Source organism: Polynucleobacter sp. UK-FUSCHL-C3, from assembly GCF_040409815.1.
GTDB lineage: Bacteria > Pseudomonadota > Gammaproteobacteria > Burkholderiales > Burkholderiaceae > Polynucleobacter.
Genome location: NZ_CP099959.1, coordinates 1 through 24,045, shown reverse-complemented (window position 1 = coordinate 24,045; position 24,045 = coordinate 1). Strand labels below are relative to the sequence as shown.

General features: G+C 46.6%; 23 protein-coding genes. 2 read left to right on the top strand and 21 right to left on the bottom strand.

Features of this window, described 5'->3' with window-relative positions; genetic code table 11:
* The first annotated feature begins 168 nt into the window (after positions 1 to 168).
* Together NKE59_RS00115 and gcvH are read left to right on the top strand one after the other, a co-directional pair.
* Entirely contained in the window at positions 169 to 1,203 is a 1,035-nt protein-coding gene (locus NKE59_RS00115; RefSeq protein ID WP_353439959.1) for a fatty acid desaturase, read from the top strand.
* Positions 1,204 to 1,663: 460 nt separating this feature from the next.
* Positions 1,664 to 2,050, top strand: a complete 387-nt coding sequence (gcvH, locus tag NKE59_RS00110) for a glycine cleavage system protein GcvH (protein ID WP_353438838.1) — start codon at positions 1,664 to 1,666, stop codon at positions 2,048 to 2,050.
* 4 nt (positions 2,051 to 2,054) lie between these two features.
* On the opposite strand, the gene priA is transcribed toward gcvH, so the two are convergent.
* The 21 genes from priA to dnaA all read right to left on the bottom strand — a co-directional run bounded on the left by priA (position 2,055) and on the right by dnaA (position 23,984).
* Entirely contained in the window at positions 2,055 to 4,139 is a 2,085-nt protein-coding gene (gene priA / locus NKE59_RS00105; RefSeq protein WP_353438836.1) for a primosomal protein N', read from the bottom strand.
* A 260-nt stretch (positions 4,140 to 4,399) separates the two neighbouring features.
* Positions 4,400 to 5,512 (bottom strand): uroporphyrinogen decarboxylase, encoded by a 1,113-nt coding sequence (gene hemE, locus NKE59_RS00100; RefSeq protein WP_353438834.1) that lies wholly within the window; start codon positions 5,510 to 5,512, stop codon positions 4,400 to 4,402.
* A gap of 8 nt (positions 5,513 to 5,520) precedes the next feature.
* Entirely contained in the window at positions 5,521 to 5,937 is a 417-nt protein-coding gene (locus NKE59_RS00095) for a F0F1 ATP synthase subunit epsilon (protein ID WP_353438833.1), read from the bottom strand.
* Positions 5,937 to 7,337 (bottom strand): F0F1 ATP synthase subunit beta, encoded by a 1,401-nt coding sequence (gene atpD / locus NKE59_RS00090; RefSeq protein WP_353438832.1) that lies wholly within the window; start codon positions 7,335 to 7,337, stop codon positions 5,937 to 5,939. Before atpD ends, NKE59_RS00095 begins: the two co-directional genes overlap by 1 nt.
* A gap of 38 nt (positions 7,338 to 7,375) precedes the next feature.
* A complete protein-coding gene (atpG, locus tag NKE59_RS00085) occupies positions 7,376 to 8,245 on the bottom strand; it encodes a F0F1 ATP synthase subunit gamma (RefSeq protein WP_353438829.1) in 870 nt (289 codons plus the stop codon).
* Positions 8,246 to 8,256: 11 nt separating this feature from the next.
* Positions 8,257 to 9,798, bottom strand: a complete 1,542-nt coding sequence (atpA, locus tag NKE59_RS00080) for a F0F1 ATP synthase subunit alpha (RefSeq protein WP_353438828.1) — start codon at positions 9,796 to 9,798, stop codon at positions 8,257 to 8,259.
* A 41-nt stretch (positions 9,799 to 9,839) separates the two neighbouring features.
* Complete coding sequence (locus NKE59_RS00075; protein ID WP_353438827.1) at positions 9,840 to 10,376, bottom strand: F0F1 ATP synthase subunit delta; 537 nt, start codon at positions 10,374 to 10,376, stop codon at positions 9,840 to 9,842.
* Entirely contained in the window at positions 10,377 to 10,847 is a 471-nt protein-coding gene (locus NKE59_RS00070) for a F0F1 ATP synthase subunit B (protein WP_353438826.1), read from the bottom strand.
* 57 nt (positions 10,848 to 10,904) lie between these two features.
* Positions 10,905 to 11,171 carry a F0F1 ATP synthase subunit C gene (atpE, locus tag NKE59_RS00065; RefSeq protein ID WP_215370752.1) on the bottom strand — a complete coding sequence of 89 codons (267 nt, stop codon included), beginning with the start codon at positions 11,169 to 11,171 and terminating at the stop codon, positions 10,905 to 10,907.
* A gap of 47 nt (positions 11,172 to 11,218) precedes the next feature.
* Positions 11,219 to 12,088 (bottom strand): F0F1 ATP synthase subunit A, encoded by an 870-nt coding sequence (gene atpB, locus NKE59_RS00060; RefSeq protein ID WP_353438824.1) that lies wholly within the window; start codon positions 12,086 to 12,088, stop codon positions 11,219 to 11,221.
* 38 nt (positions 12,089 to 12,126) lie between these two features.
* On the bottom strand, positions 12,127 to 12,621 hold the full coding sequence (locus tag NKE59_RS00055; RefSeq protein WP_353438823.1) for an ATP synthase subunit I: 495 nt from the start codon (positions 12,619 to 12,621) through the stop codon (positions 12,127 to 12,129).
* A gap of 63 nt (positions 12,622 to 12,684) precedes the next feature.
* On the bottom strand, positions 12,685 to 13,587 hold the full coding sequence (locus NKE59_RS00050) for a ParB/RepB/Spo0J family partition protein (RefSeq protein ID WP_353438821.1): 903 nt from the start codon (positions 13,585 to 13,587) through the stop codon (positions 12,685 to 12,687).
* 7 nt (positions 13,588 to 13,594) lie between these two features.
* Complete coding sequence (locus NKE59_RS00045) at positions 13,595 to 14,365, bottom strand: AAA family ATPase (protein WP_353438820.1); 771 nt, start codon at positions 14,363 to 14,365, stop codon at positions 13,595 to 13,597.
* A 17-nt stretch (positions 14,366 to 14,382) separates the two neighbouring features.
* On the bottom strand, positions 14,383 to 15,042 hold the full coding sequence (gene rsmG, locus NKE59_RS00040) for a 16S rRNA (guanine(527)-N(7))-methyltransferase RsmG (protein ID WP_353438819.1): 660 nt from the start codon (positions 15,040 to 15,042) through the stop codon (positions 14,383 to 14,385).
* A complete protein-coding gene (mnmG, locus tag NKE59_RS00035; RefSeq protein WP_353438818.1) occupies positions 15,039 to 16,958 on the bottom strand; it encodes a tRNA uridine-5-carboxymethylaminomethyl(34) synthesis enzyme MnmG in 1,920 nt (639 codons plus the stop codon). Before mnmG ends, rsmG begins: the two co-directional genes overlap by 4 nt.
* 96 nt (positions 16,959 to 17,054) lie before the next feature.
* A complete protein-coding gene (locus NKE59_RS00030) occupies positions 17,055 to 17,846 on the bottom strand; it encodes a TSUP family transporter (protein WP_353438816.1) in 792 nt (263 codons plus the stop codon).
* Between the two features lie 51 nt (positions 17,847 to 17,897).
* Positions 17,898 to 18,122 carry a DUF3717 domain-containing protein gene (locus NKE59_RS00025; protein ID WP_353438815.1) on the bottom strand — a complete coding sequence of 75 codons (225 nt, stop codon included), beginning with the start codon at positions 18,120 to 18,122 and terminating at the stop codon, positions 17,898 to 17,900.
* Between the two features lie 15 nt (positions 18,123 to 18,137).
* Positions 18,138 to 18,623: an SET domain-containing protein-lysine N-methyltransferase gene (locus tag NKE59_RS00020; protein ID WP_353438814.1), complete on the bottom strand. Its 486-nt coding sequence runs from the start codon at positions 18,621 to 18,623 to the stop codon at positions 18,138 to 18,140.
* Positions 18,624 to 18,627: 4 nt separating this feature from the next.
* Positions 18,628 to 21,126: a DNA topoisomerase (ATP-hydrolyzing) subunit B gene (gyrB, locus tag NKE59_RS00015; RefSeq protein WP_353438813.1), complete on the bottom strand. Its 2,499-nt coding sequence runs from the start codon at positions 21,124 to 21,126 to the stop codon at positions 18,628 to 18,630.
* A 29-nt stretch (positions 21,127 to 21,155) separates the two neighbouring features.
* Complete coding sequence (gene dnaN, locus NKE59_RS00010) at positions 21,156 to 22,271, bottom strand: DNA polymerase III subunit beta (protein ID WP_353438811.1); 1,116 nt, start codon at positions 22,269 to 22,271, stop codon at positions 21,156 to 21,158.
* A 246-nt stretch (positions 22,272 to 22,517) separates the two neighbouring features.
* The gene (gene dnaA / locus NKE59_RS00005; protein ID WP_353438810.1) at positions 22,518 to 23,984 is read right to left on the bottom strand and encodes a chromosomal replication initiator protein DnaA; all 1,467 of its coding nucleotides are present in this window, start codon (positions 23,982 to 23,984) and stop codon (positions 22,518 to 22,520) included.
* Positions 23,985 to 24,045: the final 61 nt, after the last annotated feature.

The window sequence follows — 24,045 nt, the reverse complement described above, 5'->3', positions numbered from 1 at the left end:
CTCCAAAAACCTAAAAAACCACTATTATTTGGGCTAACTTAGAAAGAAAACGTGTCGGAATTAAATAGCGCCCTCCATACTAGCCAAGCATTAGCCAACACAGCTACGCCCTTGAGCCCTGAGCTGCCCCTGCCTCATCGTCGGGTTATTCGTTCCTGGCTAACCCCCATGACAGAAGGGCAAACGCTTCAAGCAATTGCTCTTTTAGTGCTGGATTCAGTATTGTGGCTTGCGTGCATTGCTGCAACGGTTTATTTTGAGAACATTCTGGTCAAGCTAGTATTTGGCATCATTGCTGGATTTGTAACAGGTCGTATTTTTATTCTGGGCCATGACGCTTGCCATCAAAGCTTCACCCCGCATCGCAATTTAAATAAAGTTTTGGGAAGAATTGCCTTTCTTCCCTCGCTAACACCATATAGCCTTTGGGATATTGGTCACAATGTTGTGCACCACGGACAAACCAATTTAAAGGGCTTTGATTTTGTGTGGGCGCCACTTGCTAAAGACGAGTATGACGCTTTGCCAGCATGGCGAAAAGCCCTGGAGCGTCACTATCGAAGCGGCTGGGGACCAATTACCTACTACTTGGTTGAAATTTGGTGGAACAAAATGTTCTTCCCCAATAAAAAATATAAGCCAGCCGATCGGTCCATCTTTCTTAAAGACAATCTTTTGGTTAGCGCCTTCGCTCTTATTTGGCTTGGTGCGCTCATCTCATCAGCAATTGTTACAGAGCAATCGGTAATACTTTCATTGCTTTGCGGATTTGTGCTGCCCTATTTATTTTGGAACGGAATGATTGGCTTTGTAGTGTATGTCCATCATACTCACCCATCAGTTGCTTGGTATGACAACAAGGCTGAATGGCTCCGCGCTCAGCCCTTTGTATCAACTACGGTTCATCTAACATTCAAGTTTTATTGGGGTGCATTAATGCACCACATCATGGAACATACCGCCCATCATGTCGACATGAGCGTTCCGCTCTATAACCTGAAGGCGGCCCAAAATCGCCTTGAAACCCTTTTACCAGAAAGAATTATTGTTCAGCCTTTCTCATGGCAGTGGTATTTTGATACCGCTAAGACCTGCAAGCTTTACGATTTCAAGGAAAAAGCTTGGTTAGACTTTAATGGCAATAAAACAGCTAATTCTGTTCGGGTTCTCCTAAGCCCCTCTAGTAATGGGGAAACGAGGTAAAATAGCGGTTTCGAGCAGATTTATCAGATTCCGTTATGACCACTTCTACCACCCCAACCCCCACCCAAGACACATCTCCTAGCCTTAAATTTTGCTCGTCTTGTAGTCGGGAAAAGCGCTTGGAAGGCGGCACCTGGATTCCAACCAGTAACCGCAAGCAGCGCTGGATTTGCGCCAGCTGTCTCTATAACCGTACACATCGCACGGGCGCGGCAAAAGCATAGTCAACTTACCCCGCACGGGGATTGGCTTGTCTTTCTCGACCAAAGCTATATGCGTTGATTCATCAAAAAACACGATACATCACGACTTGCTGCCGCAGCAATGAAAAATTAGGGGATGTGTTCACCCACACTCACGGTTTCTCTCTCGCTTAACCGGCGATAGGCCCAAAGGCTAGATTCAGGATCATGATTGTTTTGATCTAATATTATTGATTAATTACCGATAAAATATTCTTATGAATAATCTCGACAGTCTATTGTTTGCTCACACGCATGAATGGGTCAAGCTGGGCGATGACCAAATGTATTGGGTTGGCATTAGTAATCACGCTCAAGAGGCATTAGGGGATGTAATGTTTGTACAACTGCCGGCCCTCAACACCGAGATCAAGCAGGGGCAGGCATGTGCAAGCATTGAGTCCTTAAAAGCGGCAAGCGATATCCATGCGCCCATTAGCGGAACGGTTGCGGTCATTAATCAAACGGCAATCGATTCGCCCGAAACCATTAATGCCAAACCTTATGATCTATGGCTTTTTAAAATCAAGTCGGAAGATAAGGCTTTGCTCACGTCAGAGCTTGGGTCATTGCTTTCCTCCGCTTCTTATGATGCCACCCTTTAATCTGTTATATCAACAAAGGGTCGCGCTCAATAGACCAGCGTACCTTCCCTTTTTTACTAATACGGCCATTAGATTGCTTGCGCAGAAAATCATCTAGGCAATTGAGTTGAACCTGTAGTTGAGCCCGACTATCTGCTTCGATTAATAATTGTGCGCGCTCCTTTCCGCCCACTCTTGCTAATGCTTTTGGAACAGGATCAAAGCAGATCAATCCATTATTAGCGTTACTATTTTTTTGAATTAAAGTTTTTGCCTCGGCAAGCAACTCCAATGAATCGCTCATGTACCTTGATTCTGCATGCACCAAAGCATGGCAAACATAAGGTGGCAAACCGCTCTCTTGACGCTCCTTAAGAAGGTGCTTCATATATCCTGCGACATCGTAATTGCGAAGATATTGGTAGATCGGGTCATTGGGATAACGGGTTTCAATCAGCATCTTGGTATGCCCCCCACCCGAACGTCCAGCGCGACCGGCCACCTGAATGAGTTGGGCAAACAAGGCTTCAGGAGCACGATAATCATTGGAATACAGTCTAGCGTCTGCATCCAAAACACATACCAATCCGACATTTTGATAATCATGCCCTTTGCTAAGCATTTGAGTTCCAACAATCATGTCAGCCTCACCTTGATGAATTTTTGTAAACAAGGCTTCGCTTAACTTCCCGGTGCGCGCAGTATCGGCATCCACTCTCAGAACTTTGGCGTGCGGAACAATCTCTTCTAATTGCTCCTCTATTTTTTGAGTGCCCCTACCCAATGGATGCAAATCGCTATCACCGCATTTTGGACACGATAGCGGAATTGGCTTTATCAAACCACAATGATGACAACATAGGGCGGGGGACTTTCTTGATCCAAGCTGTTTATGCATGACCATATAGCCAGAGCAATCTGGGCACTCTGAAAGCCATGCACAAGATCCGCAAGTAATAACCGGTGCAAAGCCTCGTCGATTCACCAATATCAAAGCTTGTCGGCCTTGTTGATAGTTTTTTTGTAAGGCTTGTCTAAGGGTTGTGCTTATCGCTTGGTTTTTATCCGCCTCTTGTATCTGCACCAACTCGACTTCGGGCATTTGCGCCTGATGAATGCGTTCGCTCAATTTAATTTCTTGATAGCGCCCGCGCTCAATGGCGTGCCATGTTTCTAGGGACGGCGTTGCTGAAGACAGTAGAACAGGAATGTTTTCATTTTTTGCTCGCCAGATTGCAAGGTCTCTGGCAGAGTAGCCCAAGCCTTCTTGTTGTTTAAATGAACTATCGTGCTCTTCATCAACCACAATGGCGGCTAAGTTTGGTATAGGGGTCAGTATAGATAAGCGGGTGCCGAGAATGACCTTGGCTTTTCTGCTTATGATCGCATGCCATGAAATTGCTCTTTGTTTATCACTCAAGCCGCTATGCAATACGGCCATTTCTTGATTTGGCATATGGCTTGCAATTCTTCGCTCTAGTTGTGGGGTTAGGTTTATTTCTGGCAGTAGTACCAGCACCTGCGCGTCATGATCATTACTTAAGATCTGCTGGAGATAATTTAAGTAAACCGCAGTCTTCCCACTACCGGTTACGCCATTCAAAAAAATAGTCTGAAACTCTTTTCGATTGTGTGCATAAAGCTGCGAGAGTGCATCCGCCTGAGCGGAATTTAGTTGCTCGGGGCGTATCGCCTGATCGTGCGATTGCAAAGCGGTCTGAGTATTTGTCCTCTTGGCTGGCGAAGCGCGCAAGCCCTTTTGCCAATTTTTGGGGCTTCTCCACCATTTTGGAATAGCCGGAATCATGGTTTCCCCAAGGCCGTAAACATAGTAATGCGATGCAAATTGCCCCAGCTCTAGTATTTTTTTATCCAAACAGGGTAGTGGTGCCAAGGCCTTTACTGACTTTAATTTTGATGGCTCAATACTTGAGTGAGCGCTCACCCCAATCACGACCCCTACAACTGAGGTTCTGCCAAATGGAGCCTCCACAATCATTCCAATACTTGGTTTGATCCCTGCTTGTGTTTCCTCCCAAATGTAATCAAAGGCCTCTTTAAGGGGCTTATCCAAAATCACCTGAACGATTATTTTTGCAAGATTATTCAAGTGGGTGTTTACTTTAATGGTCTGTGGATAACTTTGTGGATAACCCCTATTTATGGGGGTCCTGAAGATAATCGCATAAATGCATAGGGCTCTTCATAAATATGCGCTTTTAATAAAAAGTGAATTAAATCAATGGCTTGGTAAATTTTAAGGCTCTAATACATTTGCTTTGTCTTAAATCCCCATGAAATCAGGATTATGGCCTATCCATGTGTATAAGTACCCCTTAAAAGCCTTGATTTATAGGGATTTATCCCGATTTATACTGCTTTTCTGAGTTGGGCAGAATGCTCGAGAACGGCTTTAGCCAAAACTGTAACGGCGTCTGGATTGGTAAATTGAGATATGCCGTGGCCCAAATTAAAGATATGGCCATCCAAGGGATGGAGCCCAGACTTTAGAGCCGGGGCTTTTGCCAACGAATCCAGTATGCCAATAGCCTCTTGAGTAATTTGTTCGGGTTTGGCAAAAAGCGCTATTGGGTCAAAGTTACCTTGAAGCGCTAGTGGCTTATTTTTAGAAACCAATAGGGTGCGCGCCTTGGCAATGGACATCGTCCAGTCAAGCCCGATCACATCGGCACCCACGTCTGCCATGTCCTCCAGCCATAAACCGCCGCCCTTTGTAAAAATAATAATAGGGACTTTTTGCCCATTAACTTCCCGAGGTAATTGATCAATCACGCTACGCATGCTGGCCAAAGAAATTCTTTGATACCAACCATCTGGCAACAATCCCCCCCAGGTATCAAAAATCATAAGTGCTTGAGCCCCCGAGCGCAACTGCTCACCTAAATAAGCAGCTACCGATTGGGCATTGATATCCAATATATGTTTAAGCAAATCAGGGCGATTAAACATCATCGTTTTAGCATGACGAAAATCATCTGAACCTGAACCATCGATCATGTAACAGGCTAGAGTCCAGGGGCTTCCGGAGAACCCGATCAAGGGTACGCGTTGTTTGCCATCTTGAATAAGCGCCTGTCGTATTTGTGCGACCGCATCAAAGACATACTGAAGTTGTTGCAGATCAGCTGGCCTCAGTTTTTTAACTTCGTCCTCACTGCGCAAGGGATGCTGAAAACTGGGGCCCTCGCCAGCAGCAAACTGTAGTCCCAAACCCATGGCATCGGGTATTGTCAAAATATCAGAAAACAAAATTGCCGCATCCAGCGGATAACGATCCAAGGGTTGCAATGTTACTTCTGTCGCATAGGCAGGATTTTTGGCTAAGCCTAAAAAACTACCCGCTTTTGCACGTGTTGCATTGTATTCGGGTAGGTAGCGCCCTGCCTGACGCATTAACCACAGAGGCGTGCGGTCTGTTTTTTCGCCTAAGCAAGCCTTTAAGAATCGATCGTTTGTTAACAATTGTTTAATTATTTTTTACGGCGTAGGCGCGATATTGCAGCTAACTGGGCTGCAGCCATCGCAAACTCTGATTGAGCGTGAGCTATATCAAAGTCACCGGCACGATTTTGCATGGCCTCTTCAGCACGTTTTTTAGCCTCAACAGCTTTCGCCTCATCAAGGTCATGGCCCCGAATTGCAGTGTCTGCCAACACAATCACGCTGTCTGGTTGAACCTCTAGATAACCCCCGGCCACGAACACAAACTCTTCATCACCGTCTGCTTTTTCAATCCGGACTGCACCAGGCCTTATTCGCGTAATCAGCGGAGTATGCCCATGCAATATGCCAAGCTCGCCAGCCTCTCCTGGCAAAGCAACAAATTTTGCCTCGCCACTAAAAATCGACCGCTCTGCACTTACAACATCAACGTGGATTGTTGCCATTACAGTTTTTTCGCCTTTTCAATTGCCTCATCAATCGAACCAACCATATAAAAGGCCTGCTCTGGTAGATGATCTAGCTCTCCACTAATAATCATCTTGAACCCACGAATAGTTTCCTTTAGTGGTACATATTTACCAGGGGAGCCTGTAAATACTTCAGCAACGTGGAACGGTTGCGATAAGAAGCGCTGAATCTTACGAGCACGAGCTACCGCTAATTTGTCATCAGGTGAAAGCTCATCCATACCTAAAATTGCAATAATGTCGCGCAGCTCTTTGTATTTTTGCAATGTAATCTGCACTCCGCGAGCAACCTCATAATGCTCGGTACCGACCACTTGTGGATCAAGCTGACGGCTTGTTGAGTCCAAAGGATCAACCGCTGGGTAAATACCCAACGCAGCAACATCACGCGATAAAACTACGGTGGAGTCTAAGTGAGCAAAAGTAGTTGCTGGTGAGGGGTCTGTTAAGTCGTCGGCCGGAACATAAACTGCCTGGATAGAGGTGATCGAGCCGGTCTTCGTCGAGGTAATACGCTCTTGAAGCTTTCCCATTTCTTCAGCCAAGGTTGGTTGATACCCAACGGATGAAGGCATACGACCTAATAATGCAGACACTTCAGTGCCCGCAAGGGTATAACGATAAATGTTGTCGACGAAGAACAGAATGTCTCGGCCCTCATCGCGGAAAGCCTCAGCCATTGTTAAACCTGTCAAGGCAACGCGCAAACGGTTTCCAGGTGGCTCATTCATCTGGCCAAATACCATGGCTACTTTATCAACAACATTAGACTCTTTCATCTCATGATAAAAGTCATTGCCTTCACGGGTACGCTCTCCAACGCCTGCAAATACGGATAATCCAGAGTGCTGTTTAGCAATGTTATTGATGAGCTCCATCATATTGACTGTCTTGCCCACACCAGCACCACCGAACAGGCCAACCTTGCCGCCCTTAGCAAATGGGCAGACCAAATCGATCACCTTAATGCCTGTTTCTAGCAAATCAACCGACGGGGAAAGCTCATCAAATTTTGGGGCAAGCTGATGTATGGCTCGGCGATCTTGCGTTGCTATTGGGCCAGCATCGTCAATTGGTCGGCCAAGCACATCCATAATTCGACCCAAGGTCGCGGGGCCCACCGGGACCTTGATGCCGGCACCACTTGCTTTCACTTCCATGCCGCGTCGCAATCCGTCGCTTGAACCCATTGCAATCGCGCGAACTACGCCGTCTCCAATTTGCTGTTGGACCTCAAAGGTTAAGCCTTTTTCTGCGAATGAGGCTTCCTTGCTCTCTACTAGAGTCAAGGCATCATAAATGTTGGGCATTTCATTTCGAGGAAACTTAATATCCACCACTGCACCAATACATTGAACGATATTTCCGTTGCTCATTATGTTTCTCCGCTATTTAAACTTTAAATTTTTTACAATTAAACCGCTGCGGCTCCAGCCACAATCTCTGATAACTCTTTTGTAATCGCTGCTTGTCTAGTTTTGTTATAAATCAACTGTAGCTCACCAATCACGTTTTTGGCATTGTCCGAGGCGGCTTTCATTGCCACCATTCGAGCCGATTGCTCAGAAGCCATGTTCTCTGCCACAGCCTGATAAATAAGAGCTTCTACGTAACGTTTTAATAATCCATTCAAAACCGATTCGGCATCTGGCTCATAGATGTAATCCCAGCCATGGCCACCACCAGCCTCTTGATTTAATTCTGAGGACTCAAGCGGCAAGAGTTTCTCTAAAACAGGCTCTTGTTTCATCGTATTAATGAAGCGCGTATAAGCTAAATAGACCGCATCAACCTCACCACGCTCAAACGCAGTGAGCTGGGCAGCGATCGCACCAATCAACACATCCATATGCGGGGTGTCGCCCAAATGCACCGACTGAGACAGAAGCTTAGCCTTTGCTCGATTCAAGAACTGTAAGCCTTTTGAACCTATCGCAGTAAATTCGATGGATACATTCTTATCCTTAAACTCGCGAACCTGATTCGTAATTAAACGCAAAATGTTGGTATTTAAGCCGCCACACAATCCCTTATCAGTGCTAACCAAAATGACGCCAGCCTTTTTCAGCTCACGAACTACCATATAGGCAGGCCGATACTCTGGATTAGCTTTTGCTAAATGCGAAGCAATTGCTTTAATTTTTTCTGAGTAGGGTCTAGCAGAGCGCATACGTTCTTGCGCACGACGCATCTTCGATGCGGCCACCATTTCCATCGCTTTCGTGATCTTGCGCGTATTTTGAACGCTCTTGATCTTGCTGCGTATTTCTTTTGTACCTGCCATGATCGCCTAAATTAGAAAGAGCCCGAACGTTTAAAGTCTTCGATTGCTGCGCGCAAGGCGGTTTCGTCATCTTTGCTTAGGTCCTTCGTATCTTCAATGCGCCCAACTAAATCTGCAAACTTTGATTTAAGGTGCTCATGTAGGCCTTTTTCAAAGGGCAGGATTTGCTTGATTTCCAAATCATCAAAGTAGCCGTTGTTCACTGCATACAGTGAGGCAGCTAATTGCCACACTTGCATCGGAATATATTGTGGCTGCTTCAAAAGTTCAGTAACGCGCTTACCACGCTCTAACTGCTTACGTGTTGCCTCATCCAGGTCAGACGCAAACTGTGCAAATGCTGCAAGTTCACGATACTGGGCAAGGTCGGTACGAATACCGCCCGAAAGCTTCTTAATAACCTTTGTTTGTGCCGCACCGCCCACACGTGATACGGAGATGCCGGCATTAATCGCTGGACGAACGCCTGCATTAAATAAGTCGGTTTCCAGAAAGATCTGTCCGTCAGTAATCGAAATTACGTTTGTGGGTACGAATGCGGATACGTCTCCCGCCTGCGTCTCGATCACAGGCAAGGCGGTTAATGATCCGGTCTTGCCCTTCACTGCACCATTCGTAAATTTCTCAACGTAATCTGTGTTGACTCGCGCAGCACGCTCAAGAAGGCGTGAGTGCAAATAAAACACGTCGCCCGGATATGCCTCGCGACCTGGTGGGCGACGCAACAACAAGGAGATTTGACGATAAGCAACCGCCTGCTTTGTTAAATCATCATAAATAATCAAGGCATCTTCACCGCGATCGCGGAAGTATTCGCCCATGGTGCAGCCCGCATAAGCAGAGAGATACTGCATCGCCGCTGATTCCGATGCGCTAGCAGCAACCACAATGGTGTATTCCATTGCGCCAAGCTCGGTTAGCTTACGGACCACGTTAGCAATGGTGGAAGCCTTTTGACCGATCGCTACATAAATACAGTAAACACCCTTACCCTTTTGATTGATGATGGCATCAACGGCTACTGCAGTCTTGCCGGTTTGACGATCGCCAATAATTAATTCACGCTGACCGCGTCCAATAGGAACCATTGAGTCAATCGCTTTAAGTCCAGTTTGCACAGGCTGGCTAACAGACTGGCGCGCAATAACACCCGGCGCAACTTTTTCAATAAAGTCAGTAAGCTTGCTGTTGATTGGTCCTTTGCCATCAATCGGTTGTCCGAGAGCATCAACAACCCGGCCTAACAGTTCGGGGCCTACGGGAACCTCCAAAATACGTCCAGTACATTTAACTGGATCGCCTTCTTTTATGTGGGTGTACTCACCGAGCACCACGGCACCAACAGAATCTCGCTCCAAGTTCAGAGCAAGCCCAATGGTATTGCCTGGGAACTCCAACATCTCGCCCTGCATGACGCCCGATAAACCGTAAACACGGCAAATACCATCGGTCACCGAAATAACAGTGCCCTCATTACGAATTTTTGAATCAACGCCTAATTCGTTAATTCGACTTTTGATCAGCTCGCTGATCTCGGAAGGGTTCAGTTGCATCAATTACTCCTAGATATAAATCGTATGTTCTTAATTAATCGTTACGCGCTTAAATTGATTTGCATTTGTACTAAACGGGTTTTAATCGAGCTGTCCAAAACCTCGTCGCCTACTTGTACGCGAACACCGCCAATCAGCTCTGGGTCAACCACAACCGTCGGGCGCAGCTCTTTTCCACCAAATCGTTTTTTTAAACTTGCTAATAATTCAGTTAAAGCCCCGCCCTCCATCGGAAATGCGGATGTAATGATTGCCTCTGCTGCTCCCTCGCTCTGATTTTTCATAGCAATAAATTGCTTTGCAATTTCGGGTAATGCCACTAAGCGGTGGTTATTGGCTAACAAATTTAAGAAGCTGGCGAGACCTTGATCTGGCTTCGACTTAAGAAGGCCTTCAATTAATTTGAATAGGTCATTTGAGCTTAATTTTGGGTTATTGGCCAACGCAATCAATTCAGCATTCTCAAACAACGCCGCTAAGTCTTCTAATTGATTTGCCCAAGCACTCAGATCAGCAGGCTTAGCGCTTGCAAATAAAGCCTCAGCATAAGGCCGAGCAATTGTGGCAATGTCGGCCATTTATAGCTCTGCCTTTAATTGGTCCAATAACGCGGCATGAGCTTTGGGATCAACCTCGCGGCGCAAGATTTGCTCTGCGCCTTTGACTGCTAGGCCTGCAACTTGATTGCGCAACTCATCTCGCGCCTTACCAACCTGTTGCTCTGCATCGGCTTTTGCTTGGGCAATAATGCGTGCGGCTTCGGCCTGAGCATTTACCTTAATTTCCTCAGCAGCCATTTGCGCTCTTTTTTCAGCCTCTGCTACACGCTGAACACCCTCTTGCCGCGCAGACGCCATTGCCAATTCTGCTTTTTTGGTTGCATTCTCGAGATCGATCTTGCCACGCTCGGCGGCTGCCAAGCCATCGGCAACTTTAGCAGAGCGCTCATCTAGCGCTTTCACCAAAGGGGGCCATACAAAACGCGCAACGACCCACCATAAGATGAAGAAAACGATCATTTGCGCGAATAAGGTCGCGTTTAGATTCACGATGTTCCTTTCAAAACATTTCGCTGTTGTGGGCCACTAATGTGGCCCGAAACAAAATTACTTAATAACGGCAAGAAGTGGGTTCGCAAAAGCGAACAACATTGCAACACCAACGCCGATCAAGAACGCAGCATCAATCAATCCGGCCAACAAGAACATCTTGGTTTGTAATTCGTTCATCAATTCTGGCTGACGTGCAGCACCCTCAATGAATTTTCCACCCATTAGGCCGATTCCCAAGCAGGCGCCAAGGGCTCCGAGGCCAATAATGAGACCAATACCAATTGCGGTGAGGCCTTGAATGTTTGCTAAAAATGCTTGCATGTTGACTCCTAAGTAATAAAGGTGGTGTTAAAAATAAAAACGGCTAGTTAATGATGGCTATGTGCCTGACCAATGTAGACCAAGGTCAACATCATAAAAATAAATGCTTGCAACAAAATAACAAGAATGTGAAATATCGCCCATGCCGACCCTGCGATCACATGTCCAACCAGTCCGAGCACGCTTAGATCAAGACTAAAGGTCCAAATACTTCCCAACAGGGCAATCAACAAGAAAATTAATTCTCCCGCATACATGTTGCCAAATAGTCGCATTCCTAATGAAACGCCCTTTGCAACATATTCAATAATATTCAACACTAAATTAAACGGCGCCAAGTACCATTTCGCACCAAATGGGGCGGATAAAAGTTCATGGGCAAATCCGCCGACGCCTTTTGCCTTGAAGCTATAGAAAAACACTAAGAGCAGAACTGCAAATGACATTCCTAGTGTTGCATTTAAGTCGGTCGTCGGAACTATTTTGTGGTGAGGAACATGTAAGCCAAAATTTTCTAAGAAATGATTTACCCCCACAACCCAATCAACCGGAACGAGGTCGAGCGTGTTTAACAAAATAATCCAACAAAATACAAATAGGGCTAGTGGGGCAATATAGCTACGATCACCGTGCACAATACTTTTTGATTGCGTATCAACCATCTCTACCAACATCTCTACTAGGGCCTGAAAGCGCCCTGGTACACCAGACGTCGCTCGTCTTGCGGCAACCAACAAAAAGCCAACGGCGATAAGACCCATTAAGAGGGTCCAAAAAAGGGTATCTAAATTAATAACGCTGAAATCAATAATGGAGGTCTGCGCACCACCAATATTGTTAAGGTTTTGCAAATGCTCTGCAATGTAGGCTGTGGGTGTTAAAGGCTCGCTAGGAGCTCCGTGTGCTGCACTTGCCATTTTTAAGCAATTCCCTTGTTACACAAAATTAACACTGCTCACCGCCAAAACCACGCAAGCCAATAACACTTGAGCGTGACAAAGTAAGTGACCAGCAACGGTATCCACTGCAGATCTGGGTAACTAAACGCTACCCACACAAACATTGCAATCGTTACGGCAATTTTTATAAATTCGCCAGAAACAATCGCCGCTAACAAACTCCCAGGATTCTGGTTTTTCATTCGCTTGGCGGCGCTGAGTCGTAAAGCAAACAGCGATGCCGGAAAAAACCCGATAAATCCACCCAAAAGAGCTGAGTAAGTATAAAGGCTCAGACCTTTTGGAATTCCAACAATCGACCAAGCGAGCGCACTCAATAAGGTCACGACCAACTGAAGGCCGATAACCGCCCAGGGAGAAAGGGTAAAAAATGCTCTGCTTTTATTCTGCCGCAGGGCATCCATCTCTTTCTTGCTATAGGTCCGATAAGCCAACTGCTGCTCATCGACCTCGTCCCAAGCGTGCGCTGAATGATCTTTTTTGGGAATCAATTTAGCAACAACATTCTATTATTTGCCCCGATCAAGGTCAATTGTTTTAGGTACTTTTATTACTTAATTTGATTCAATACCCAGTTTTTTCATAAGGGCATCTAGCTCATCAAATTGACTGAAGTAAAACCGCAGCTCTCCTCCCTTGCCCTTATTTTTAAACTCGACCTCTAAGCCCACAATATCGGCCATATTCTGCGCCAATCGTTTTAGGTCTTGATCGGCCTGGCTCGACTTCCCCGCAGAGCCTTTTAATGGTTTTTTCTTTGCCAAGTCTCCTGAAATTAAGGTGGCCGAAGCTGCCAATCGCTCTGTCTCCCGAACTGAAAGGCCCTGGGCCACAATTTTTTGAGCCAGCGCAACCTGACTAGACCCAGGCAAAGAAAGTAGGGCCCTTGCATGCCCCATATCCAGCTCGCCAGCTATTAGCATTGCTTGCACGGCTTTTGCCAGCTGGGATAGGCGCAACAAATTACTAATTGCACTTCTCGACTTTCCAACCGACTTGGCGGCCTGTTCATGAGTAAAGCCAAACTCCTCAATAAGACGTGCAAGGCCCCGTGATTCCTCAAGGGGATTGAGATCTTCGCGCTGCATGTTCTCAATCAATGCCATAGCCGCTGCCGCCTGATCGTCCGCGTCCACAATGCGCACCGGCACCTCTTTAAGCCCAGCAATGCTGGCAGCCCTAAAGCGTCGCTCGCCCGCAATAATCTCGTATCGACCTGTTCCTAACCCTCGTACTAATAAAGGCTGTATCACACCCCGCTCACGAATACTGTCGGCCAACTCCTTTAAAGGAGTCTCGTCCATTATTTGTCTTGGCTGATATTTGCCTGCCTGCAACAAATTAAGCGGCAAGGCGCTAGGGTTGTCGCCACCAAATTCACTCGCCATATTTTTATTGGAGGCCCCAAGCAAGGCATCCAAGCCTCTTCCCAGTCCTTTTTTCTTATTTACACTCATTTTTTATCTACATTGTTTTAATGCGCTCAACCATTTCTCCGCCGAATTCAATATAGGCTTGTGCTCCACGCGCTGATTTATCAAAAATAACCCCAGGCAAACCGAATGATGGCGCCTCTGCTAAACGAACATTTCTAGGAATAATTGTCTTAAACACCTTATTCCCAAAATGGGTCATAAGCTGCTCTGATACCTGTTGTTGCAATGTAACGCGAGCATCAAACATGACCCGCAATAATCCAATTATTTTTAAATTGGGATTTAAATTTGCGTGCACCTGTTTAATCGTATTCACCAAATCCGATAACCCTTCAAGGGCAAAATACTCGCATTGCATTGGCACCACAACGCCATCGGCAGCACACAGGCCATTAAGCGTTAGTAAAGATAATGCTGGCGGACAGTCGATCAAGATAAAGTCAAATTGATCCTCTATCTCCGCTAGGGCTAGCTTCAATCGCATCTCACGATTTTCTAAATCAACCAGCTCTACTTCTGCTCCGGCCAAATCACGGTTTGCAGGCATCACGCTGTAGCCAGCAGTGGGCGCGTACAGAACGGTCTGTGCCGCGGTGGCCATGCCGATTAGGACTTGATAAACGCTGTTTTCTAAATTTGCTTTGTCAACTCCAGACCCCATTGTTGCGTTGCCTTGGGGGTCAAGGTCTATCAAAAGAACTCTTTGTTTTTGGGCCACGAGGCCCGCAGCCAAATTAACGGCGGTTGTTGTTTTACCAACGCCGCCCTTTTGGTTTGCAATACAAAATGTTTTGGCCATTTTATTATTTTTCTTTTTTACTTAATTTGAAATACTAATAATCGACGGTCTACTTTTTGCCCAGGCAATGCCAGCGCACACTCCTCTAAAAGCGTCCACTCTGCTTTAGAAACCTCTGCAATTTCTTCTTCGCTGCGCTGGCTCTTCATTGCAAACACCAAGCCCGAAGGTTTTAGTAGGGGCCTTGCCAACTCCAATAGCTTTTTTAATCGAGTAAATGCGCGCGCAGTAACTGCATCGAACTCCCCCGCCATCTTATGTGCAACCTGCTCAACGCGCATTGCCATTACGCTCATATTATTTAATTGCAAGCCGCCACGCACATGCTGTAAGAAAGCTGCCTTCTTTTTGCTTGCCTCGATCAAATAAAGGCTCCATTGGGTTTGCAAAATAGCAAGCGGGATCCCCGGGAGGCCGCCTCCGGAGCCCATGTCAGCAAGCTGAAGTTTCTGTGTTTTGTCTCTCGCAGCACTTCCCAAATAGCGCATTAGTATTGGAAAAATTACAATGGAATCAATAAGATGTAAATTTATAGCAGAATCTGTATCCTCAATTGCCGTTAAATTGTGCACCCGATTCCATCGCAATAGCTCATTTAAAAAATAATCCATCGCTTTAATTTGCTCAATATTCAAGCCCAGATCGGCAAGGCTGCCCTCTAAAGTCAGGCCATTCATAGCAGTACCTGTGTTTTACCAATGCCTTTCTTTAGATGAACCAGCAGTAATGAGATGGCTGCCGGCGTAAGCCCAGAAATTCTGGAGGCCTGCCCCAAAGTCTCAGGCTGATGCATATTGAGCTTTTGCCAAACCTCTACAGACAGGCCTTTCACTAAGGAATAGTCTAAATCTGGGGGCAAGCGAAGGCTTTCATAGTGCTCATGTCGCTCTATCTCAGTTTTTTGTCGTTCAATATAACCCTGATACTTGATCGATATCTCAACTTGATCAACGATCTGTTTGTGCAATTGCAAGTCTGATATTGCTGGGGCGCCCTCAGCAAGCTGAGGGTCGGCCTGCATAAGATCCCGATAAGATGCTTCGGGTCGTCGCAAGATCTCTGCCAGGGTGGATTCGTGCGACAAGGCCTGGCCCAGGAAGGCTGCCAGTGCTGGGGCTGCTTTATGGCGGGGGCCGACCCGAAATGTGGCGAGACGAGATGTTTCACGTGAAACATGCTCCTGCTTTTTCTGAAAAAACTCCCATTGCCGGTCTGATAACAGGCCCATTGAGCGCCCTCTCTCTGAAAGACGGGCATCGGCGTTGTCCTCTCTAAGACTCAGTCGATACTCTGCTCGGCTAGTAAACATTCGGTAAGGCTCTTGCACCCCACGGGTAATTAGGTCGTCTACTAAAACCCCTAAGTATGACTCGCTTCGCTTCGGGACCCATGGATCGCGTTCTTTAACTGCAAGTGCCGCATTAATTCCGGCCAAGAGGCCTTGGGCAGCGGCCTCCTCATATCCCGTGGTGCCATTAATCTGGCCCGCAAAATAAAGTCCAGACAACGCCCTAGTCTCCAGGCTATGTTTAAGGCGCCTTGGATCAAAGTAGTCATACTCAATCGCGTAGCCAGGCCGAACAATCTGCGCAGACTCAAGACCACGGATACTCTGCACCAAATCCTGCTGAACATCGAATGGCAAGCTAGTCGAAATACCATTTGGATAAAACTCATTGGTCGTCAAGCCTTCGGGCTCTAAAAAAATCTGGTGGCTCTCTTTGGCTGCAAACCGGTGAATTTTATCCTCTATAGAAGGGCAATAACGAGGGCCCACCCCTTCAATAACCCCCGTATACATCGGCGAGCGGTCAAGGCCTCCGCGAATGATGTCATGCGTTTTTGCATTGGTATGAGTTATCCAACAGGCCACCTGCCGAGGGTGCTGCTCAGGCCGCCCCATAAATGAAAAACATGGGACAGGATCTAAATCGCCGGGCTGCTCAGTCATTACCGAAAAATCAATTGTTCTGCCATCAATGCGCGGCGGGGTCCCGGTTTTAAGTCGCCCCTGGGGGAGCGCAAGCTCTTTTAGACGAGCTGAAAGTGTCATTGCCGCAGGATCTCCAGCACGCCCGCCACTAAAGTTCATCAGGCCAATATGAATCTTTCCATCCAGAAAGGTGCCCACAGTTAATACAACTGTTTGCGCCCTAAACTCAAGACCGTTTTGAGTTTTAACCCCCAAAACCCGATCGCCCATCACAATCAAGTCATCCGCAGCGGCTTGAAATAAGCTCAAGTTAGCCTGATTTTCAAGGCGCCTACGTATGGCAGCCTTATATAAGATGCGGTCGCCCTGCGCCCGGGTTGCTCGCACTGCCGGGCCCTTGCTGGAGTTTAAGATGCGAAACTGAATGCCAGCCTCATCGGTTGCGGCCGCCATCGCGCCGCCCAAGGCATCAATTTCTTTTACCAAATGCCCCTTCCCAATGCCACCGATGGAGGGGTTGCAGCTCATGGCGCCAAGGGTTTCGATGCTGTGGGTTAACAAAAGGGTAGCGCAACCCATTCGAGCGGACGCAAGCGCAGCCTCGGTGCCAGCATGACCGCCGCCCACCACAATGACATCAAATTTCTTGGAATAAAGCATGGATTGCCCTTTGTCGGGCGTAGATCATAGCATTTTTACTGTTTCACGTGAAACACAGTAACCCAAAAAGCCTTTTTTAAATCTTAAGTAATTGATTTAATTAGAAAAAAAAGCCGTGTAACCAGATTTGGCGATGAGGGTCATCACAACAACTAAAAAGATCTTTCTTACAAACTGGCTGCCGTGTTTAATGGCTAATTTGCTTCCAATCTGACTCCCAATAATATTAGCAACCATCATGATCAAGCCCAGTGGCCAGTCGATAAAACCCAGGCTTACGAGCATAAACACGGCGGCAAAATTGGTGGTGACATTCACGAGCTTTGTTGCGGCAGAGGCGTGAAGAAAGTCGAAATAAAAAAGGCGCACGAAGGCGAACAAAAAAAAGCTTCCGGTCGCAGGACCAAAAAATCCATCATAGAAACCAATAACCAAGCCCATTGCGATGGCCTTTATCTCTTCGTGCCTCCCCACCTTTTGGGGTGGTCGATTCTCCAGCCCAAAGCTTGGCGCAAACCAGGTATAGGCCAACAAGATAACCAACATGAAGGGCAGGGCTTTGCGCAAGGGCTCAGAAGGAAAAACGCTTACCGCAAAGGCGCCTAATAGTGCGCCTATAAATCCACCGATAATCGCGGGGCCCAAAATATTCCAGGGCAGTTGTGCGTGTTTTAAATAACGGCGCGCTGCATTTATGGTTCCGCCAATTGAAGACACCTTATTGGCGCTTAATAATGTTGCAGGGTGTGCGTCTGGGTATGCCATAAAAAGTGCCGGCACCTGGATCAATCCGCCGCCGCCGGCTATTGCATCAACCAAGCCGGATGCAAATGCAGTAAACAAAAGTAACAGCCAAAGATAAGATGAAAAATCGACCAGTGTTTCCAAAAATTTCGCTTTGTTGTTTTATTTGTTTGTATTGTTAGCTTCTCTAAATATTTAAGAAGAATTGCGAGCGCCCATAAATTTTGTGAGCGCCTCTTTGCACGCCTCATCCAAAATATCAATGGGCATTCGTTGTGACCCCTGAACGATCATAAGAGCGTAGGGCTTGGCAAGCGCCGCGGCCTCTTTTGACAAAATCAACTCTTCGCCCTTTGCGGGCGATTGTGAGCGCCAATAATTAATGGCGGCCTCTAATTCTTGAATAGTAATAAACAGCATTTAAACAAGGGGGGCTTAACCAATGTCCAGCATTGTGCCGCGGCATTTTTTACTGCCGCAATAACAGGCGTAATCCTTTTTTTCTTTCTTCGTTAGCTTACCATCTAGATTTAACGAGTAGTCATAAAAAAGCTCCTCGCCAGGAAGAAGCTTGCGTCTTGCAAAAATAAACACCCGGCTTTCCCCATCCACCGCAATCTCATCGGCCTCGCAATTAGGCTTGCAAGAGTGATTTATCCAGCGCGCAGCATTGCCGCCAACGTTTGCGTCGATCACCCTTCCATCCTCCAATGAAAAATAAAAGGTGTGGTTTGGTTGTTCTGGATCGTGAGGGTGCCGACGCAAAGCCTCCTTCCAACTAATGCGCTCGCCAATGTATTCAATCACGGCTGCACCCTTTGGGATGTCTTTTTTTACAAAGACACCGCGACCATGAATTTCAGAGTTTTTAACGGCGATATGGCTCTTTGCCACCGTCTTGGGGGCTATACGTTTTTTCATGTGACTAAATATCTAAATTACGAGCAATTAGGGCGTTTTTCTCAATGAATGCTCGGCGTGGATCAACCTCGTCGCCCATGAGGGTTGTAAATACCTGGTCGGCCATAATTGCATCCTCAATCTGAACACGCAGCAACCGGCGGGTGCTCGTATCCATGGTTGTCTCCCAAAGCTGCTGGGGATTCATTTCACCAAGACCCTTATAGCGCTGACGACTAATGGCACGCTCAGCCTCGGAAAGAAGCCACTCAAATGCCGCCCGGAAATCTTGGACTGCCTGCTCTTTGTTTGACTTCTCTGGATCGCCCCGACGAACTCGACTGCCCGCCAAAACCCGACCGGAAAGGGCGGCTGCCGCCTTCACCAGGCTTTGGTAATCGTCACCCGCCACAAAGTCTGAATTTATAACTGATAGTTTTAGGTTTCCATGAATTCTGCGGGCAAGTAAGAGCCGATAATGATCGGTTCGCTCTTCTTTTTGAACCGTGATCTCAGGGGTTACAGCTAAGGGGTGCTGATTTTCTGAAAAAGCTTTCCTAAGGCGCTCTGCCGAGGCGCTTGCAGCACTCTCCGTGTCAAAATTAAGGCTAACACCATCAGCCACAGCACGCAAAGCATCTTCATCCATTGTGCGCGAAAGTCGATCAATGACGGCCTGTATCGTTTGATAATTTTTTGCCAAGTCTTCAAGTGCGGGGCCGGCAATCTTTTCGCCCGAGGGGGTTTCAATTGACGCCTGCTCCAGAGCAATCTTAAAAAGCAGCTGATTTAATTCAACATCATCCTTAATGTATTGCTCACTCTTGCCATGCTTTACTTTGTAAAGCGGCGGTTGCGCAATATAGATATGCCCGCGCTCAATAAGTTCAGGCATTTGCCTATAAAAGAATGTGAGTAGCAGAGTGCGAATATGACTACCATCAACGTCCGCATCGGTCATGATAATGATGCGATGGTAGCGAAGCTTGTCGGCCCTGTACTCCTCAACCCCAATGCCAGTACCAAGAACGGTGATCAGTGTGACCACCTCTTGGCTGCCCAACATTTTGTCAAAACGCGCTTTTTCGACATTTAGAATTTTTCCCTTTAAGGGCAAAATCGCCTGAAATTTACGGTCCCGCCCTTGCTTTGCAGAGCCGCCAGCAGAGTCTCCCTCAACAATAAAGAGTTCTGATTTTGCGGGGTCCTTTTCTTGGCAGTCTGCCAGCTTTCCGGGCAAGCCAATGCCGTCGAGAGCGCCCTTGCGACGCGTCATCTCACGCGCCTTTCTGGCGGCCTCGCGCGCTCTAGCCGCATCCACAATCTTGCCGCATAAAATCTTGGCGTCTTGTGGCTTCTCTGCCAAGTATTCTGTCAAGGCCTGAGCCACAACATCCTCAACGGGGCCGCGCACCTCACTAGAAACCAACTTATCTTTGGTTTGACTTGAAAACTTTGGCTCTGGGACCTTAACAGACAAAATACAGGTCAAACCTTCGCGCATATCGTCGCCCGATATTTCTACTTTTGCCTTTTTTGCAACCTCGTTTTCGTCAATGTACTTATTAATAACCCGAGTCATTGCCGCGCGCAGGCCTGTTAAGTGTGTGCCGCCGTCGCGCTGGGGTATGTTGTTGGTAAAACACAAAACCTGCTCGCTATAGCCATCGTTCCATTGCATGGCCACCTCAACCGTAATCGTTCCGCCCAAATCGGACGGGCGGTCTGCAACCGCATGAAAAATGTTGGGGTGGAGAACCGTTTTGTTTTGATTAATGTACTCAACAAAGCCCTTTACACCACCTGAAAATGCAAAATCTTCCTCTTGGCCGCTGCGCTGATCCACTAAACGGATATGAACGCCGTTATTTAAGAAAGAAAGCTCACGAATACGCTTTACTAGTATTTCGTAGTGATACTCTATGTTTCCAAAGATTTCTTCGTCGGCAAGAAAATGAACCTCTGTGCCACGCAGGCCCGTATCGCCAGTTACTGATATTGGTGAAACCTCAACGCCATTCTCCTTTTGAATGTTGCGCTTTTGTACAACGCCCCGACCAAATTCCATATGATGAGTTTTGCCATCACGCCGAATAGTAAGGCGAAGCCATTTGGATAGTGCGTTGACACAGCTTACGCCCACACCATGAAGACCGCCAGAAACCTTATATGAGTTTTGATCGAACTTACCCCCGGCGTGCAGTTCCGTCATTACAATTTCAGCTGCGCTACGCTTGGGCTCGTGCTTGTCGTCGTACTTAATACCAGTAGGAACACCGCGGCCATTGTCAATCACCGATATAGAGTTGTCTGTATGAATTACGACGGATATTTCGGTACAGTGGCCAGCAAGGGCCTCATCAATAGAGTTATCTAAAACTTCAAAAACTAAGTGGTGTAACCCCGTTCCGTCCGAGGTGTCACCAATATACATACCCGGGCGTTTTCTTACCGCCTCTAAGCCCTCTAGAATTTGAATTGAGGATGCGCCGTATTGTTCTAATGTTTTATTTTCTTCAGACATTTTTATATAACTTACCTTCTCGGCTGTGCTTATATGCGCATTGGCATAACAACATACTTAAACGACTCTGAACCGGGAAGAGTAATAATGGCGCTACTATTTGCGTCTCCCAGACTAATTTGAATTTCATTATTTTTGATGTTGGCTAAAACATCCAATAAATAAGTTACGTTGAACCCAATTTCAACTGGCTCGCCATCGTATTTGGTTTCTATTTCTTCTTGCGCTTCTTCTTGTTCTGCGTTGGTAGACTGAATGGTTATTTTGCTGCCAGAGAGCGAAAAGCGAACGCCCTTAAATTTTTCTGTTGTCAAAATAGCTGCGCGTTGAAGTGCTGCCTGTAACGTTTCACGACCAACAACCAATGTGTTTTTGTGACCCTTTGGAATAACGCGCTGATAATCAGGAAACTTTCCCTCAACTAGTTTTGAGATTAGCTCGATATCTCCAAAACTTAATTTAATTTGATTTCCACTTAAGCTTATCTGCAACGGATCATCACCATCACTCAAAAGATGTTGGCACTCTAAAATTGTTTTACGAGGAATAATAATTTCTTGTTTTTGTCCGGCGCCGGTCGGCGGGTGATCTAAGGTTAGTTGACTAAATGCGAGACGGTGACCGTCTGTTGCAGCTGCAATCAATTCCTTGCCTTCCAAGACAAGCAACATACCGTTAAGGTAATAACGAATGTCTTGCTGCGCCATTGCAAAATAAACTTGGCTAATGATTTGCTTGAAAGCACCCTGACTCATCTTCCAACTTGCAGTGACTTCCCCGCCGGTCTGCATCACCGGGAACTCACTCGCAGCTAAAGTCTGTAGAGAAAAACGGCTCTTGCCGCTTTGAACGACCATTCGATTGTCTTTTAAGTTAAGACTAACCGGACCATCTGGAAGGGCGCGCAGGATATCTAAAATCTTTCGAGCACCCACGGTCGTCGTTATCTCGTCGTCGCCAACACCAAAATTAGCCTTGGTCGTTATCTGAATCTCTATATCCGTAGAAACAAAAGAAACGGTATTACCAGCCTTACGAAACAATAAATTTGCCAATATCGCAAGCGTGTGGCGACGTTCAACAATACCACTAACAACCTGAAGAGGTTTTAATAACTCATCTCTGGTGGCGTTAACTAATTGCATTGTCTTTAGATTCCTTTTTTATATCAAAGTAGTAATAGTAGTAATGGTCTGGTTTTGTGTTGATAAGTTAAATTTTATAGCGAAATCATGGCTTTCCAAGAAAAATTTCTTGTGGATAAACTCGTTAATGCTTGTGTATAACTTGTGCAGAAGTGGGACCCCAAAACCCAACCCAACAATATTCACAAAACTACTCACAACTTAGACACATACTTATACATCACCTTACCCACAGGCTTATCCACACTAATTTTTTAAGGACTGCTCTAAAACATGTAATTCATGGTTGAGGTGGGAATCATGCTGGCGCTCCTCAGCAATTTTGCGAACGGCGTGTAAGACAGTCGTATGATCACGACCACCGAATAGCTCGCCAATTTCAGGAAGGCTTTTCTGGGTAAGCTCTTTAGCAATAAACATCGCAATTTGACGAGGCCGAGCTATGTTTGCCGGCCTTTTCTTGGAGTACATGTCTGCAACCTTAATGCTATAAAAGTCCGCAACAGTTCGTTGAATGCTTTCAACCGATATTTGACGGTTTTGAATGGACAGTAAATCCTTGAGCGCGCTTCGGGCCACCTCAATGTTGACCTCCTTGCCATGAAAGCGCACATACGCCAAAATCTTACGTAGCGCCCCCTCAAGCTCTCGTATATTCGATCTCAAGTGTTTGGCAACAAAAAACGCAACGTCTTCGCTCATCGGCACACCCTCCGCCGCTGCCTTTTTCATAAGAATAGCCACGCGCATCTCTAGCTCCGGCGGCTCAATTGCAACCGTTAAACCAGAGTCAAAGCGCGAAATCAAGCGCTCATCAATACCCTCCATCTCTTTTGGGTACGTGTCGCTCGTAATAATGACCTGAGAACCATTATTAATAAGGGCCTCAAAAGCATAAAAGAACTCTTCCTGCGTTCTTGATTTGCCCCCAAAGAACTGAATGTCATCAATTAGAAGAAGATCAAGGGAGTGGTAATAGCGCTTAAATCGATCGAAAGCCTTTTGTTGATAAGCACGAACCACGTCCGATACATATTGCTCCGCATGTATGTATCGAATTCTTGCGTCAGGCTTATTTTTTAAAAGATGGTTTCCAATCGCATGAATAAGATGTGTTTTGCCAAGGCCAACCCCCCCATACAAAAACATTGGGTTATAGGATGATCCAGGATTGTGAGCCACCTGAATTGACGCGGCGCGCGCCAGCTGGTTTGCTTTTCCGGTAACGAAGTTTTCAAACGTTAAGGCGGGATTAAGTTTGGCCTGTTCTCGCTCAGCAGGATTTGGAATGTCATCAACCGCATCAAGACCCAAACCGGAGTCTGGGGCGGGAGCGGGAACCGCTGAAGGAAGAACCGTAGCCGGCGCCGCTAACCCTACCTCAAACTCTGTTTTAACCGGGGCAGATTGAGAGCTACGATGGGCGTCTGAGCCAAGCGTGAACTGTAGGTTTACCGGGTAGCCAAAATAATCTGCAGCAATTTCGTGAAGACGCGAGGAAAAAGTTCGCCGAATCCAATCAAGCTTAAATGGGTTGGGCGCACCAATTAAGAGTAGGCGCTCACTTTCTTCATAACCCTTAATTTTAAGCGGCTGTATCCATGTTTTAAACTGTTGAGGCGACAACTCTTTTGCCAAGGTTTGTAGGGCTAGATCCCAGAAACCAAGGGGGTTAAGTTGTGCCAAGAGTGGGGGGATTTCGGGTTTGCTCATAAGTTTACTTAGGGTTCGATTGTAGCGATCATCAAAAGTTATCCACAAGGAAATGACAGGT

Bases quoted from the DNA above. Each gene is read 5' to 3' on its own strand.
- NKE59_RS00115 (WP_353439959.1), top strand. From the start codon at position 169: ATGACAGAAGGGCAAACGCTTCAAGCAATTGCTCTTTTAGTGCTGGAT.
- gcvH (WP_353438838.1), top strand. From the start codon at position 1,664: ATGAATAATCTCGACAGTCTATTGTTTGCTCACACGCATGAATGGGTC.
- NKE59_RS00095 (WP_353438833.1), bottom strand. From the start codon at position 5,937: ATGGCAACAATCCACGTTGATGTTGTAAGTGCAGAGCGGTCGATTTTT.
- atpD (WP_353438832.1), bottom strand. From the start codon at position 7,337: ATGAGCAACGGAAATATCGTTCAATGTATTGGTGCAGTGGTGGATATT.
- atpG (WP_353438829.1), bottom strand. From the start codon at position 8,245: ATGGCAGGTACAAAAGAAATACGCAGCAAGATCAAGAGCGTTCAAAAT.
- atpA (WP_353438828.1), bottom strand. From the start codon at position 9,798: ATGCAACTGAACCCTTCCGAGATCAGCGAGCTGATCAAAAGTCGAATT.
- NKE59_RS00075 (WP_353438827.1), bottom strand. From the start codon at position 10,376: ATGGCCGACATTGCCACAATTGCTCGGCCTTATGCTGAGGCTTTATTT.
- atpE (WP_215370752.1), bottom strand. From the start codon at position 11,171: ATGCAAGCATTTTTAGCAAACATTCAAGGCCTCACCGCAATTGGTATT.
- atpB (WP_353438824.1), bottom strand. From the start codon at position 12,088: ATGGCAAGTGCAGCACACGGAGCTCCTAGCGAGCCTTTAACACCCACA.
- NKE59_RS00050 (WP_353438821.1), bottom strand. From the start codon at position 13,587: ATGAGTGTAAATAAGAAAAAAGGACTGGGAAGAGGCTTGGATGCCTTG.
- NKE59_RS00045 (WP_353438820.1), bottom strand. From the start codon at position 14,365: ATGGCCAAAACATTTTGTATTGCAAACCAAAAGGGCGGCGTTGGTAAA.
- rsmG (WP_353438819.1), bottom strand. From the start codon at position 15,042: ATGAATGGCCTGACTTTAGAGGGCAGCCTTGCCGATCTGGGCTTGAAT.
- mnmG (WP_353438818.1), bottom strand. From the start codon at position 16,958: ATGCTTTATTCCAAGAAATTTGATGTCATTGTGGTGGGCGGCGGTCAT.
- NKE59_RS00025 (WP_353438815.1), bottom strand. From the start codon at position 18,122: ATGCTGTTTATTACTATTCAAGAATTAGAGGCCGCCATTAATTATTGG.
- NKE59_RS00020 (WP_353438814.1), bottom strand. From the start codon at position 18,623: ATGAAAAAACGTATAGCCCCCAAGACGGTGGCAAAGAGCCATATCGCC.
- gyrB (WP_353438813.1), bottom strand. From the start codon at position 21,126: ATGTCTGAAGAAAATAAAACATTAGAACAATACGGCGCATCCTCAATT.
- dnaN (WP_353438811.1), bottom strand. From the start codon at position 22,271: ATGCAATTAGTTAACGCCACCAGAGATGAGTTATTAAAACCTCTTCAG.
- dnaA (WP_353438810.1), bottom strand. From the start codon at position 23,984: ATGAGCAAACCCGAAATCCCCCCACTCTTGGCACAACTTAACCCCCTT.